This is a genomic window from Salinicola sp. DM10 (genome assembly GCF_017306975.2).
Lineage (GTDB): Bacteria > Pseudomonadota > Gammaproteobacteria > Pseudomonadales > Halomonadaceae > Salinicola.
The window spans coordinates 531,060-544,008 of sequence record NZ_JAFLEN020000003.1 but is presented as its reverse complement, the minus strand read 5'-3'; the positions used below and the strand labels follow the sequence as shown (position 1 = coordinate 544,008).

Genomic DNA, 12,949 nt, shown 5'->3' with positions numbered 1-12,949 from the left:
AGCGCGCGTCACCCGCTTGGCACCGCCCCCGATTCAGCCGTAGCTCAGCCCAGCAACGACCTCAGCCCGGCGATGGCACTCTGGCCGCGCTCCTGCTTGCGCTCCGGGTTCTCCTTGTCGGCGCGGCCTTCCCACTCCAGGTCGTCCGCCGGCAGCTCGTCGAGAAAACGGCTCGGGGTGCAGTCGAGCAGTTCGCCGTAGGCCTTGCGCTGGCGGGCCAGGGTCAGCGTCAGCGTACGCCGGGCGCGGGTGATGCCAACATAGGCCAGGCGGCGCTCCTCTTCGATGGTGCCGGCCTCGATCGCGTTGCGGTGCGGCAGCAGCTCCTCCTCCAGCCCCATCAGATAGACATGCGGGAACTCGAGCCCCTTGGAGGCGTGCATGGTGAGCAGCTGCACGCGGTCGGAGTCATCTTCCTCGGCCTGCTGCTCGAGGATGTCGCGCAGCACCAGGCGCGAGATCGCCGACTGCACGTCGTCGGTCTCTTCAGAGGCCTCGCCCTCCTCATCGTCGCGGTGCATCGACTTCTCGAGCTGGTCGATCAGCGTCCAGACGTTGGCCATACGGCGCTCGGCGATGGTCGGCGCACTGGCGTTCTGGTAGAGCCAGGCTTCGTAATCCATGTCGCGGATCATCTCGCGGATCGCGGCGATGGCGTCGCCCTGGTCCATACGCTTGCGCACACCATCGATGAAATGCGCGAAGCGCCCTAGCCTTTCGACGGCGCGCGTCGGCAACACCTGCTCCAGCCCTATTTCGCGGCAGGCCGAGAACATCGAGCGCTGACGTTCGCTCGCCTGACGTTCAATGACATAGTTGGCGAGTTTTTCCAGCGTGCCGGGGCCGATCTCCCGGCGCGGCACGTTGACGATACGCAGGAAGGCGTTGTCGTCGTCCGGGTTGATCAGCAGACGCAGGTAGGCCATCGCGTCCTTGATCTCGTTGCGCGAGAAGAACGAGGTGCCGCCGGAGAGCTTGTAGGGGATCTGGTGGTGCTGCAGCTTGAGCTCCAACAGCCGCGCCTGGAAGTTGCCACGGTAGAGCACGGCGAAGTCGCGCCACTCGGCGCGCTCCTTGATCCGGCGGGTGAGAATCTCGGTGGCCACCCGCTCGGCCTCGGCCTCTTCGTGGCGGTTGACGATCACGCGGATCGCGTCGCCCTGGCCCATGTCCGACCACAGCGTCTTGTCGTAGACGTGGGGGTTATTGGCGATCAGGGTGTTGGCGGCACGCAGGATGGTCGCGGTGGAGCGGTAGTTCTGCTCCAGCTTGATCACGTTCAGGCGTGGAAAGTCCTCGCCCAGGGTGACCAGGTTCTCCGGGCGGGCGCCACGCCAGGCATAGATCGACTGGTCGTCGTCGCCGACCACGGTGAAGGTGGCGCGCTCGTCCATCAGCATCTTCACCAGCTGATACTGGCTGACGTTGGTGTCCTGGTACTCGTCCACCAGCATGTAGTGGATACGCTTGCGCCAGCGCGCCAGGGCCTCGGGGTCGCTCGACAGCAGCACCACCGGCAGCATGATCAGGTCGTCGAAGTCGACCGCGTTGTAGGCCTTGAGATGGCGGTTGTAGGCCTCGTAGACCCGCGCGGCGTACTGCTCGTCCTCGTCCGCAGCGTGGGAGATCGCGTGCCCCGGCAGCACCAGGTCGTTCTTCCACTGGGAGATCTGGCTCTGCACCGCGCCGATCTGCTCGGCGTCGGTGTCGGCCTCCTTCTGCATCAGGTCGCGCAGCAGCGCCTTGGCATCCTCCGGGTCGAACAGCGAGAAGCCCGGGCGGAAACCCAGCGCCTTGAGCTCGCGACGGATGATGTTGAGCCCCAGGTTGTGGAAGGTGGAAACGGTGAGCCCGTGCCCCTCGCGCCCCTTGAGCATCTGCCCCACGCGCTCCTTCATCTCGCGGGCCGCCTTGTTGGTGAAGGTGACCGCGGCGATCTTGCGCGCGCTCATCCCGCACTCCTGGACCAGATAGGCGATCTTGGTGGTGATCACGCTGGTCTTGCCCGAACCGGCCCCGGCCAGGACCAGACAGGGGCCATCGATATAGCGCACCGCTTCCTGCTGGCGCGGGTTGAGCTTGGCGAGGCGTTGGCGAATATCGGACATGGCGGCAGAATCGCTGAGGTAGGAACGGTGAGATCAGAACGCTGACGGTGAGAACAACAGACGGGGAATGATACACCTCATGCAGATCATCCGAGACGATTTACGCGGCCCCGAGATCGCTGCGCTACTCGAAGCCCATCTGGCCGACTTTGCGCCCCACTCCCCGCCGGAGAGCCGTCACGCGCTGGATCTCGCGGCGCTGCGCCACCCGGACGTGCACTTCTATACCGCCTGGGAAGATGGCGAACTGCTCGGCTGCGGCGCGTTCAAGCGCCTCGATGACGAACACGCCGAACTCAAGTCGATGCGCACCGACTCGCGCCATCTGCGCCGGGGCGTGGGCCAGGCGCTGCTCACCCGGCTGATGGCGGAAGCCCGAGCGGCGGGGTTCGAGCGCCTGAGCCTGGAGACCGGCTCGGTAGCGCACTTCGCGCCCGCCCGACACTTCTACGCGGCCGCGGGGTTCTCCGAGTGCGGCCCCTTCGGCGATTACGTCGAAGACCCCTACAGCGTGTTCATGACCCGGCGGCTGTAAAACCGCCGGGCCACACCGCGCTCACACATCCACCGCGCCGGCGAAATCGAGCTGGCGCCACGCCTCGTAGACGATCAGTGCGCAGGCGTTGGAGAGGTTCAGGCTACGGCTGTCGGCCAGCATGGGAATGCGCAGACGCTGTGCCGGCGGCAAAGCATCCAGCATCTCCTGGGGCAGGCCGCGGGTCTCGGGGCCGAAGACCAACGCATCGCCTTCGCGATAGTGGATATGGTGGTAGCCGTGGCGGCCGCGGGTCGAGACCGCAAAGACCCGCTCCGGGCCGACGGTTTCGAGAAACGCCGCCCAGTTGGCGTGCACCTGGACCCGCGCCCACTCGTGATAGTCGAGTCCGGCACGGCGCAGCCGCTTGTCCTCCAGCTCGAACGCCATCGGCTCGATCAGGTGCAGCCGAAAGCCGGTATTGGCGCAGAGCCGGATGATATTGCCGGTATTGGGCGGAATCTCGGGTTCGAACAGGACGATATCGAGCATGGCGGCAGCCTCGCGGTGAGGACGAGCATCAGCGCATGATACGCCATCGGCGCCCACATGGGGCGCCGATGGCGGGGCCAGTTAACATGGCCGGTCACACAGGCTGGGTATCGCCGGCCTGAGGGCAGCTACGGGGCATCAGAAGCCGACGCTGACGCCCAACACCGGCCCGCTGTCCAGGGTGTGGCCGTCGTCGTTGTCGAAATCGGTGCGCATATAGCGGTAACCGCCGTAGAGGTAGGTGTGCGAGATGATGTTCACCCGCGCCTGGGCACCGTACTCGTAGCTCTTGTCGATATCGCCATGGGCCAGGCCCTTGGGCGTGTAGAAGCCGTAGGCACCCACCGAGGTGAGCGGGATCGGGGTGTCGACGAAGGCCGAACCGCCCAGACCCAGGCCGCCACCGTTGCCGTAGTGGGTGTCCTGGTATTGATAGCGCCCACCGACCGAGAGATCGACCCCAGGCAGCCACGGCGTGAACATCAGCGAGCCGGAGTACGCCTTGGCGTTGTGGCCGCTGTCGTCGGTATTGAGATAGCCTACCCCGGCACGCAGGCTGGGCAGAATGGTCTGGCTGGCCTCGACCCCGAAGGAGTCCTTGCCGCCGTTGGCGGATACGCTCAGCGCCATCGCCTGCTGACTGGCGAAAACGAAAGTGGCGGTAGCGAGGGCGAAGCCCAAAGGTTTGAAATGGCTGCGCTTGATCATGTCACGTCTCCAGAAAGTCGCGCCGAAACGCGTTGGCCTTGCGGCTTAAGCGTGACATAATCCGACAAATTATCAAACGGTGTTTTTAAACCGTTTGTAATCCCCCGGTGCCCTGCCCGAGCCGCCGGGGGAGCGGCTCGGCCGATGCGTGAAAACCCGGCGTCAAAAAGCGCGCGCCCGGGTTACGCCGCAGGGTTTACGCCATAGCGGTCACGATAGGCGCGGATCGCCTCGGCGTGGCGGCTGAAGTCGTCGGGTTCGCCGGTACCGGGCTCGCGCGCTTCGAGATAGGCGAGCATCTGGTCGAGATTGACGATGCTGATCACCGGCATGGCGTAGGTCGCTTCGACCTCCTGGATGGCGCTGTGCGGCTTGAGGCCATCGCCATCCTGGCCGCGCTCCTGGCGGTCCAGCGCGATCACCACGCCAGCGGCCTGCGCGCCGGCGGTCTCGATCAGCTGCATGACTTCGCGAATGGCGGTGCCGGCGGTAATGACATCGTCGACGATCAGCACCCGACCGCGCAGGTCGGCGCCGACGATGTTGCCGCCCTCGCCGTGGTCCTTGGCTTCCTTGCGGTTGAAAGCAAAGGGAATATCGCGGTCGTGGTGGTCGGCCAGGGCAATGGCTGCGCTCGCCGCCAGCGAGATACCCTTGTAAGCTGGACCAAACAGTACATCTGTCTCGATCCCGCTGTCGGCGATGGCGCTGGCGTAGAAACGCCCCAGCCTGGCCAGGGCGCGGCCGGAGCGAAACAGGCCGGCATTGAAGAAATAGGGGCTGACCCGACCGGACTTGAGCGTGAACTCACCGAATCGCAACGCCCCTTCGGCGATGGCAAATTCGATGAACTCCCGTTGATATGGTTGGATCTCCGCGCTCACTCGAGCCCCCCTGTGTCAGTCTCGGCCGTTGTCTTGTGTCGCTTGCGCCCCCATTTAAGGCGCTTCGCTTTTACCTAAATCTCGCAAGCTCGGGTATCATACACGCGCGACGAAGAAGGAACACGGTATGAAAATCGCCAGCATCAATGTCAACGGGATCCGTGACGCCGTCGAACGAGGCTTTCTCGATTGGCTGGCCGAGCAGGATGCCGATGTCGTCTGCGTGCAGAACCTGAAGGCCAAGAGCTTCGAGCTGGACGACAGCATCCTCTATCCGGAGGGTTACGAAGGCTACTTCCTGGACGCCGAGCAGGACGGCTTCTCCGGCGTCGGGCTTTATTGTCGCAAGATCCCCAAGGCGATCATGTATGGCCTGGGCTTCGAGCAGTGCGATCACGAAGGGCGCTTTCTGCAGGCGGACTACGACCGCTTCAGCATCGCTACCTTCCTGATGCCGGATGGCCAGGACCCGGCTGCCAAGCAGACGTTCATGACCCAGTACCTCGAGTACCTGAACAAGATGGCGCGCAAGCGGCGCGAGTACATCATCTGCGGCACCTGGCACATCGCGCACAAGACGCTCGATCTGGCCAACTGGACCGACAACCAGACGACCCCTGGCTTCAAGCCGGAAGAGCGGGCGTGGATGGATCAGGTCTTCGGCCCCACCGGGTTCATCGACACCTTCCGCGAGGTCAACCGCGACGCCAACCAGTACACCTGGTGGCCCAAGCTCGACCAGGAAGTGCCGCGTGCCCGCCAGGAAGGCTGGCGTCTCGACTATCAGGTGGTCGGCCCCAACTTCCGCCGCCACGTGAAGGACGCCTGGATCGATACCGACGCCATCTTCAGCGAGTTCGCCCCGCTGATCGTGGAGTACGATCTCGAGCTCTGATGTAGAAGATCGATCTCGATCGTTGGTCTCGACGCGTAGACGCCCCGCCAATGCGGGGCGTCTTGCGTTGGGTGGGATAGCGGTCGGCTTGACAGACGTTGCCTAGCCGCGCTGCCAGGGCCAGTTGGTCTTGACCAGATCGATCACCTCGTCACCCCGGCCACTCATGATCGCGCGCAGGGTATAGAGGCTGAAGCCCTTGGCCTGCTCGGCCTGGATACGCGGCGGAATCGACAGCTCCTGCTTGGCCGTGCGCACATCGATCAGCGCCGGCCCCGGATGCTCGAATGCCGCCGTCAGCGCCGCATCGAGCTGCTCGGAAGCGTCCACCCGCTGGCTGAACAGGCCCAGCGATGCGGCCACCTCGGCAAAGTTCGCCGGCGACAGATCGGTCACCTCGTCGACAAAGCCCGCCGCCTTCATCTCCATCGCCACGAACCCCAGGGTCTGGTTGTTGTAGACCACGATCTTCACCGGCAACTGCTGCTCGACCAGAGTGATCAGATCGCCCAGCAGCATGCTGATACCGCCGTCGCCGGCCAGCGCCACCACCTGGCGCTCGGGAAAGGCCGCCTGCCACCCCATCGCCTGCGGCGTTGCGGTGGCCATCGAGCCGTGCATGAACGAGCCGGTCAGGCGCCGTTGGCCGTTCATCGCCAGATAGCGCGCCGCCCACACCGTCGGCGTGCCCACGTCGCAGGTGAATACCGTATCCGCGGCGGCAAGTTCGCTGATCCGCGCGGTCAGATACTGCGGATGCAGCGGCTCACCCTCGGCACGCGGTGTAGCCAGCTCGTCGAGCCCTTGGCGCGCCTTGCGGTAGTTCGCCTGGGTCTCCTCAAGGAAACTGCGATCGGGCTGTTCGGCCAGCCGCGGCAGCAGTGCGTCCAGCGTGGCGCCGATATCCCCGACGAGCCCCTGAAGAAGCGAGCAGCGCCGCCCGAGATGCGCGCCGCGCTCATCGATCTGAACGATATTGCCGTGTTCGGGGAAGAAGTCGCGATACGGGAAGTTGGTCCCCAGCATCAGCAGGAAGTCGCACTTCTTGAGGGCCTGATAGCCGGAGCTGAAGCCGATCAGCCCGGTCATGCCGACATCGAAAGGGTTGTCGTACTCCAGCGACTGCTTGCCGCGCAGCGCGTGGATCACCGGCGCCTTGAGCCGCTCGGCCAGCGCGATGACCTGGGCATGATGACCATGACAGCCATAGCCGCCGAGAATCGCGATGCGCGAATGGCCGGCGAGCTGCTCGGCCAGCGTATCCAGCGCCGCCGCCGGCGGCACCGTCACGCCGCGTACCGGGGCATTCCAGCTCGCCTGCTTGACCGGTGCGGGCTTGAGCGCGACATCCCCCGGCACCACGATCACCGCCACCCGGCGCTGGGTCAGCGCGGTGTTCATGGCGGTCTCGAGTACCTGCGGCATCTGCTCGGGAGAAGAGACCAGCTCGCAGTAGTCGCTGCACTCGCGGAACAGATTCTCGGGGTGAGTCTCCTGGAAATAGCCCAAGCCGATCTCGCTGGAGGGAATCTGCGCCGCGATCGCCAGCATCGGTACGCCGGCGCGCTGGGCCTCGTAGAGACCGTTGATCAGATGCAGGTTACCCGGCCCGCAGGAGCCGGCGCACACGCTCAGCGACTGGGTGGCATCGGCCTCGGCGCTGGCGGCCAGCGCCGCCACCTCCTCGTGGCGCACGCCGCGCCAGCGAATCCGGTCCTGACGTCGCAGACTCTCGGTAAGGCCGTTGAGGGAATCCCCCGGCAGGCCCCAGATATGACGCACGCCGGCACGGGCGAGGGTATCGACGATCAGATCCGCAATGGTGAACTCGGCCACGCTGCTCTCCTGGCGATAGTGGCCGCGCCGGCGCAGCGCCTGGCTCGGCCCGGTGACTGATGATGACGACTAGAACTTTAGTCTAGTCGACGCCATCCGCCATGCGAGCCGGGCCAGGTAGGGAAGCGCGGTCGCCCGCTCAGCGGCGCACGCCGAGCACCTCACGCTGCTTTTCGAACAGGGTCTGACAACCGCTCTCGGCGAGATCGAGCATGGCGTTGAGTTCGGCGCGGGAGAACGCCTCGGCCTCGGCGGTGCCCTGCACCTCGATCAGCTTGCCGTCTTCGGTCATCACCACGTTCATGTCGGTATCGGCGGCACTGTCCTCGGGGTAGTCCAGATCGAGCACCGGGGTGTTCTTGTAGACCCCGACCGAGATCGAGCTGACCAGTTGGCGAAAGGGATCGGACTTGATCAGCTTCTTGCGCTGCATGTGCTGCAGCGCCTCGACCAGCGCCACACAGGCGCCAGTGATCGAGGCGGTACGCGTGCCGCCGTCGGCCTGGAGCACGTCGCAGTCGACGGTGATGGTGAACTCACCCAGCTTCTTCAGATCCACCGCGGCACGCAGGCTGCGGCCGATCAGACGCTGAATCTCCAGCGTGCGACCGCCCTGCTTGCCACGCGCCGCTTCACGCCCGCCGCGGGTGTGGGTGGCGCGCGGCAGCATGCCGTACTCGGCGGTGACCCAGCCCTGGTTCTTGCCGCGCAGCCAGCGCGGCACGCCGGCCTCGACGCTGGCGTTGCAGAGCACCTGGGTGTCACCGAAGCTCACCAGCACCGAGCCCTCGGCGTGGCGGGTGAAACCGCGGGTCAGTGTGACCTCGCGGGGCTGGTCGGGGCGTCGTCCACTCGGGCGCATGAAAGCCTCATCGAAAACCTGTGAATTGAGACGCCGCATTCTACCCGACTACGCGACGAATTCCCCGCCGGCGCGGGTGCGTCTCCCCCGACGGCGATGGGTTACACTCGATGCCAAACGCGTGCGACGCACGCCAAACGCCGCCAAGGATTTCCCATGCCGCACAGCATGACCGCCTTCTCCCGCCAGACCCATGAAGCCGAATGGGGCAGCCTGCAGCTGGAGCTGCGCTCGGTGAACCAGCGCTATCTGGAGCCGCACTTTCGCCTCGCCGATGCGCTGCGCGATCTCGAACCCGCCTACCGCGATGCCCTGCGCCAGCGGCTCTCGCGCGGCAAGGTGGAGTGCGCGCTGCGCTTCGAACCGGCGGAGGGCGGCGCAACCCCGGAGATCAACACCACCCAGCTGGCGGCGCTGACGCAGGCACTCGAACAGGTACGCCGCACGCTGCCGGAAGCGCCGATGCCCAATGCCCTCGAACTGCTCGCCCACCCCGGCGTGATGGCCAGCCAGCGCCTCGACCTGGATGCGGTCAAGGCCGCCGCTCTGGCCCTGTTCGAGACAGCGCTGAGCGATCTGGAACAGGGCCGTGCCCGCGAGGGCGAGCGTCTGGCGGCGCTGATTCGCGAGCGCCTGGACGGCGTACGCGAGCAGATAGCCAACGTGCGTGCCCACCTGCCAACGATGCTCGAACGCCAGCGCGCCCTGCTGCTCGAACGCCTGGAAAGCGCCCGCGCCGAACTCGACCCGCAGCGGCTGGAAGCGGAGATGGTGCTGGTAGCGCAGAAGGCCGACGTCGCCGAAGAGCTCGACCGTCTGGAGACCCATGTCGGCGAGGTCGAGCGCCAGCTCAAGCAAAAGGGCCCCATCGGCCGGCGGCTGGACTTTCTGATGCAGGAGCTCAACCGCGAAGCCAACACCCTCTCTTCCAAGGCGGTGGTGGCCGAAACCACCCGCTGCGCGGTGGAGCTTAAGGTGTTGATCGAACAGATGCGCGAGCAGATCCAGAATATCGAGTAGGGGTGTGCCTCGACTCACCCCAGCAGGCCAACACCCATGGCCGCCGCCACGAGCAGCAAGACCACCCGCCACGCAGGCCAGTGCCAGCGCGTCAGCAGCCCAAAGCCCAGCGCTGCCAGGACGATATCCAGCGGGGCCAAGATCGCGCTCTGCCAGACCGGGTCATACAGCGCGGCGGCGAGGATGCCGACCACGGCGGCGTTGGCGCCCTGGATCAGCCGCTGGGCGCGGGCCGAGGCGCGCAGGCGCTCCCAGTGGGGCAGCACGCCGATCAGCAGCAGCATGCCGGGCAAAAAGATCATCAGCGTGGCCAGCGCGGCCAGCAGCCAGCCGTGGACACCGGGGGCCATCGCCGCGCCCAGATAGGCGGCAAAGGTGAACAGCGGCCCCGGCACCGCCTGGGCCGCGCCGTAGCCGGTGACAAAGGAACTCTGCGACACCCAGCCGGGCTCGACCACCGCCGCCTGCAGCAGCGGCAGCACCACGTGCCCGCCCCCGAAGACCAGCGCGCCGCTGCGGTAGAAAGCGGCCATCACTGCGAGCGCTGGCGCGCTCCCTGCCGCCGCCATCAGCGGTAACAGCAACAGTAGCATCACGAACGCGACCAGCGCCGGCAGGCTCCAGCGGCGTGAGACGTTCACCAGCCGAACGCCGGCAGGCACCGGTACCGGGCGGCAACGCCACAGGCCGATCCCCGCGCCCACCAGGATGGCACCCAACTGACCGGCGGCACCGCCGAGCAGCAGCGCCAGGCACAGCGCGATCAGCGCGATGGTGGCGCGGGTCAGGTCGGGGCAGAGCTTGCGCGCCATGCCCCAGACGGCGTGGGCGACCACCGCGACCGCCACCAGCTTGAGCCCATGGATCAACGCCTGACCGGTCTCGCCGCCCAACGCCGAGGCGCCGGCGGCGAACAGCACCAGCGCCACGGCGGACGGCAGCGTGAAGGCACACCAGGCAACGAGGGCCCCGCGCAGACCGCCGCGGCGCAGGCCGATGGCAAAGCCGACCTGGCTGCTGGCAGGGCCGGGCAGAAACTGGCACAGCGCGACCAGATCGGCGAAATCCGCCTCGTTGAGCCAGCGCCGGCGCAACACGAACGCCTCGCGGAAATAGCCCAGATGCGCCACCGGGCCACCGAAGGCGGTGAGCCCCAGCCAGAGAAAGGTGCGGAAGAGCTCCCCGAAGCGGGAAGCGGTCACTGTGGACATCGGCCTATGGCTCGCGCGTCGAGAACGGTCATGCCTCGCCACCACGGCACCGGGCGGCTCCCTCACCCGGCTGGCCGGGGCGACAGCACTGTCTCATGTTCACCCAGACGCCAGCCACCCCGAGGCGCTTACCCGGCCGTCTGCCGAGAGAAGGCACTGGCCTCGGCCAGCAGCCAGTCGACGAAGTGTGCCACCGCGCGCAGCGGCGTGCTTGAAACTCTCTGTGCGGGCCGCCTCGGCAAAGGCGCGCAGCGCGTTCAGCGGTAGACGTTCGACTTTCATAGAGTGAGCTTTCCTGAGCCTTGGCCACCACATTAGGTGCTGTCTGAAAAGTCGACGAGCGAAGGCCAGGCAAGGCAAAAATCGGCGAAAACGCGGAGTTTACGGGGTGTAAATGAGCATTTTGAGCCGATTTTTAACGCCGCATGGGCGAGCACAGTACTTTTCAGACAGTGCCTAGTCGCTTGGCGTCGCGACGCCCACCTGCTCTGATGGGGCCTCGCTACCCACAGGAGAGTGACATGCCACAGACGCGAGCGTCGCACCGGCCGCCATCGCCACACGCCAACGCCCCGCTACGCCGGCGTCTGGACGCGCAGGCCGGGGCCTTGATGGTGCTGTTCTGCCTCGCGCTGGGCTTTCAGCAGGTGGCGATCAAGCTCGCCGCGGCGGATGTCTCGCCATTGACTCAGATTGCTCTGCGCTCATCCATGGCGGCACTGCTGGTGCTGGCGCTGGCCTATCGTCGGGGGATACGCGTTACCCATTTCCGCGCCCATCTCGGGCCGGGCATCCTGGTGGGGCTGGGGTTCGTGGCCGAGTTCGCGTTCGTCGCCTGGGGGCTCGACTACACCCTGGCATCGCACATGTCGGTGTTCCTCTACACCGCGCCGATCTTCGCCGCCCTGGGGCTGCATCTGCTGGTGCCGGACGAGCAGCTGACGCGGCGCCAGTGGCTGGGGGTGGGGATCGCCTTCGGTGGGATGGTCCTCGCGCTGGCCCCGGCAACCGAACTCGCGCACACCGCGGACATCCTGCGCGGTGACCTGCTGGGGCTGCTGGCCGGGCTGGCCTGGGCGGCGACCACGCTGGTGATTCGCCGCTCCTCGCTCTCCGAGGTGCCACCGGAGCAGACACTCTGCTACCAGCTCGTTGTCGCCGGCCTGCTGCTGCTCCCGGCGAGCGCGCTACTGGGAAGTCTCGGCGAGATTCGGCTGAGCGGCGTGGCGATCGCCAGCCTGGCTTTCCAGACGCTGGTGATCTCCTGCGCCGCCCTGCTGCTATGGTTCGCCCTGCTGCGCCGCTATTTTGCCTCCCAGCTCGGCATCTTCTCGTTTCTCTCGCCGATCTTCGGCGTCCTGTTCGGCGCGCTGCTGCTGGACGAGCCGCTCACCGCCAATTTCCTGGCGGGTGGCGCGGCACTGCTGATCGGGCTCCTGGTGGTCACCCGCTGATGAAGAAGCACCGCCAACCCGCCCTTCAGTGACCCGGCGCCAGCCGGCGCGCCAGCCACCAACCCAGCACCAGCGCCACCAGAAACGCCGCCAGCGGCCAGCTCAGCCCTGCCAGAGAGGCCACCGCCGGGCCCGGGCAGTAGCCGGAGAGCCCCCAGCCGATACCGAAGAGCGCGGCACCGCCCAGTAGCCGGGCATCCAGATCGCGCCGGCTCGGCAGTTGAAAGCGTCCCGCCAGCAGCGGCGAGGCGCGGCGCCACACCAGGCGGTAACCGATGAAGGTGGTGACCACGGCCGCGCCGAGCACGAAGATCAGGGTCGGGTCCCAGGCGCCGGCGACATCGAGAAAGCCAATCACCCGGGCGGGGTCGGTCATGCCGCTGATCGCCAAACCCAGCCCGAACAGCAGCCCGGCGAGATAACCGGCCACGGGCTTCATGCGCCACCTCCCACCAACTGGTTCACGCTGAATACGGTAAGCATCGCCATCAGCAGGAAGACCAGCGTGGCGGCCAGCGAGCGCGGCGAAAGCCGGGCCAGCCCGCACACCCCATGGCCGCTGGTACAGCCACTGCCGAGCCCGGTGCCCAGACCGACCAGCAGCCCGGCCAGAAGCATCGTCGGCGTGCCGGCGAGCGGCGCGCCGACCACCGTACTGCCGAGCGCTGCCACGTCACCGCGGGGCGCCACATTGCCCCAGTCGAGCCCCAACAGCAGCAGTAGCGCCGGGCCGGAGACCAGCCCCAGCAGAAACGCCAGCCGCCAACCGCGGTCACTGCCGCGCTCGAACAGCGCCCCGGAGAGAATGCCGCTGATCCCGGCGATCCGCCCCAGCAGCCCCATCAACAGCGTGGCGGCGAGCCCGATCAGCCCCCCGCCCACCAACCCTTGCAGTGCACTCGATAGATCCATCACCGCTCCCTCTTCATGACATTCGCGATCCC

Annotated in this window: 13 protein-coding genes; 4 read left to right on the top strand and 9 right to left on the bottom strand. The window is 66.6% G+C overall.

The genetic code is table 11. The annotated features are described in order from the left end of the window. Nucleotides 1-44 precede the first annotated feature (44 nt). Entirely contained in the window at nucleotides 45-2,108 is a 2,064-nt protein-coding gene (gene rep, locus J0A90_RS14015) for a DNA helicase Rep (RefSeq protein WP_035470226.1), read from the bottom strand. A 79-nt stretch (nucleotides 2,109-2,187) separates the two neighbouring features. On the opposite strand from rep, the gene J0A90_RS14010 reads away from it, so the two are divergent. Continuing rightward, the gene (locus J0A90_RS14010; protein WP_207036841.1) at nucleotides 2,188-2,643 is read left to right on the top strand and encodes a GNAT family N-acetyltransferase; all 456 of its coding nucleotides are present in this window, start codon (nucleotides 2,188-2,190) and stop codon (nucleotides 2,641-2,643) included. Between the two features lie 21 nt (nucleotides 2,644-2,664). Here J0A90_RS14010 and trmL read toward each other — a convergent pair whose 3' ends face one another. From trmL to pyrE, 3 genes are all read right to left on the bottom strand, one after another. Further along, on the bottom strand, nucleotides 2,665-3,135 hold the full coding sequence (gene trmL, locus J0A90_RS14005; protein ID WP_207036839.1) for a tRNA (uridine(34)/cytosine(34)/5-carboxymethylaminomethyluridine(34)-2'-O)-methyltransferase TrmL: 471 nt from the start codon (nucleotides 3,133-3,135) through the stop codon (nucleotides 2,665-2,667). Nucleotides 3,136-3,273: 138 nt separating this feature from the next. Next, nucleotides 3,274-3,843, bottom strand: coding sequence for a YfaZ family outer membrane protein (locus tag J0A90_RS14000; protein ID WP_035470217.1), 570 nt, complete (start codon nucleotides 3,841-3,843; stop codon nucleotides 3,274-3,276). A 182-nt stretch (nucleotides 3,844-4,025) separates the two neighbouring features. Continuing rightward, the gene (pyrE, locus tag J0A90_RS13995; protein ID WP_207036837.1) at nucleotides 4,026-4,727 is read right to left on the bottom strand and encodes an orotate phosphoribosyltransferase; all 702 of its coding nucleotides are present in this window, start codon (nucleotides 4,725-4,727) and stop codon (nucleotides 4,026-4,028) included. 127 nt (nucleotides 4,728-4,854) lie between these two features. On the opposite strand from pyrE, the gene J0A90_RS13990 reads away from it, so the two are divergent. Continuing rightward, nucleotides 4,855-5,622: an exodeoxyribonuclease III gene (locus J0A90_RS13990; RefSeq protein WP_207036836.1), complete on the top strand. Its 768-nt coding sequence runs from the start codon at nucleotides 4,855-4,857 to the stop codon at nucleotides 5,620-5,622. Between the two features lie 102 nt (nucleotides 5,623-5,724). Here the strand turns inward: J0A90_RS13990 and poxB are convergent, their stop codons facing one another. Both poxB and rph read right to left on the bottom strand, forming a co-directional pair. Further along, complete coding sequence (gene poxB, locus J0A90_RS13985; protein WP_207036834.1) at nucleotides 5,725-7,458, bottom strand: ubiquinone-dependent pyruvate dehydrogenase; 1,734 nt, start codon at nucleotides 7,456-7,458, stop codon at nucleotides 5,725-5,727. 139 nt (nucleotides 7,459-7,597) lie between these two features. Beyond that, the gene (rph, locus tag J0A90_RS13980; RefSeq protein ID WP_207036832.1) at nucleotides 7,598-8,320 is read right to left on the bottom strand and encodes a ribonuclease PH; all 723 of its coding nucleotides are present in this window, start codon (nucleotides 8,318-8,320) and stop codon (nucleotides 7,598-7,600) included. A 156-nt stretch (nucleotides 8,321-8,476) separates the two neighbouring features. Between rph and J0A90_RS13975 the strand changes: the two genes are divergently transcribed. Then, a complete protein-coding gene (locus J0A90_RS13975; RefSeq protein WP_207036830.1) occupies nucleotides 8,477-9,340 on the top strand; it encodes a YicC/YloC family endoribonuclease in 864 nt (287 codons plus the stop codon). Nucleotides 9,341-9,354: 14 nt separating this feature from the next. Here J0A90_RS13975 and chrA read toward each other — a convergent pair whose 3' ends face one another. Next, entirely contained in the window at nucleotides 9,355-10,551 is a 1,197-nt protein-coding gene (chrA, locus tag J0A90_RS13970) for a chromate efflux transporter (RefSeq protein WP_207036828.1), read from the bottom strand. 521 nt (nucleotides 10,552-11,072) lie between these two features. Between chrA and J0A90_RS13965 the strand changes: the two genes are divergently transcribed. After that, nucleotides 11,073-12,005: a DMT family transporter gene (locus J0A90_RS13965; RefSeq protein ID WP_207036826.1), complete on the top strand. Its 933-nt coding sequence runs from the start codon at nucleotides 11,073-11,075 to the stop codon at nucleotides 12,003-12,005. Nucleotides 12,006-12,030: 25 nt separating this feature from the next. On the opposite strand, the gene J0A90_RS13960 is transcribed toward J0A90_RS13965, so the two are convergent. Both J0A90_RS13960 and J0A90_RS13955 read right to left on the bottom strand, forming a co-directional pair. Then, the gene (locus J0A90_RS13960) at nucleotides 12,031-12,444 is read right to left on the bottom strand and encodes a DUF6691 family protein (RefSeq protein WP_207036824.1); all 414 of its coding nucleotides are present in this window, start codon (nucleotides 12,442-12,444) and stop codon (nucleotides 12,031-12,033) included. Beyond that, complete coding sequence (locus tag J0A90_RS13955; RefSeq protein WP_207036823.1) at nucleotides 12,441-12,917, bottom strand: YeeE/YedE family protein; 477 nt, start codon at nucleotides 12,915-12,917, stop codon at nucleotides 12,441-12,443. Before J0A90_RS13955 ends, J0A90_RS13960 begins: the two co-directional genes overlap by 4 nt. Between the last annotated feature and the right edge of the window lie 32 nt (nucleotides 12,918-12,949).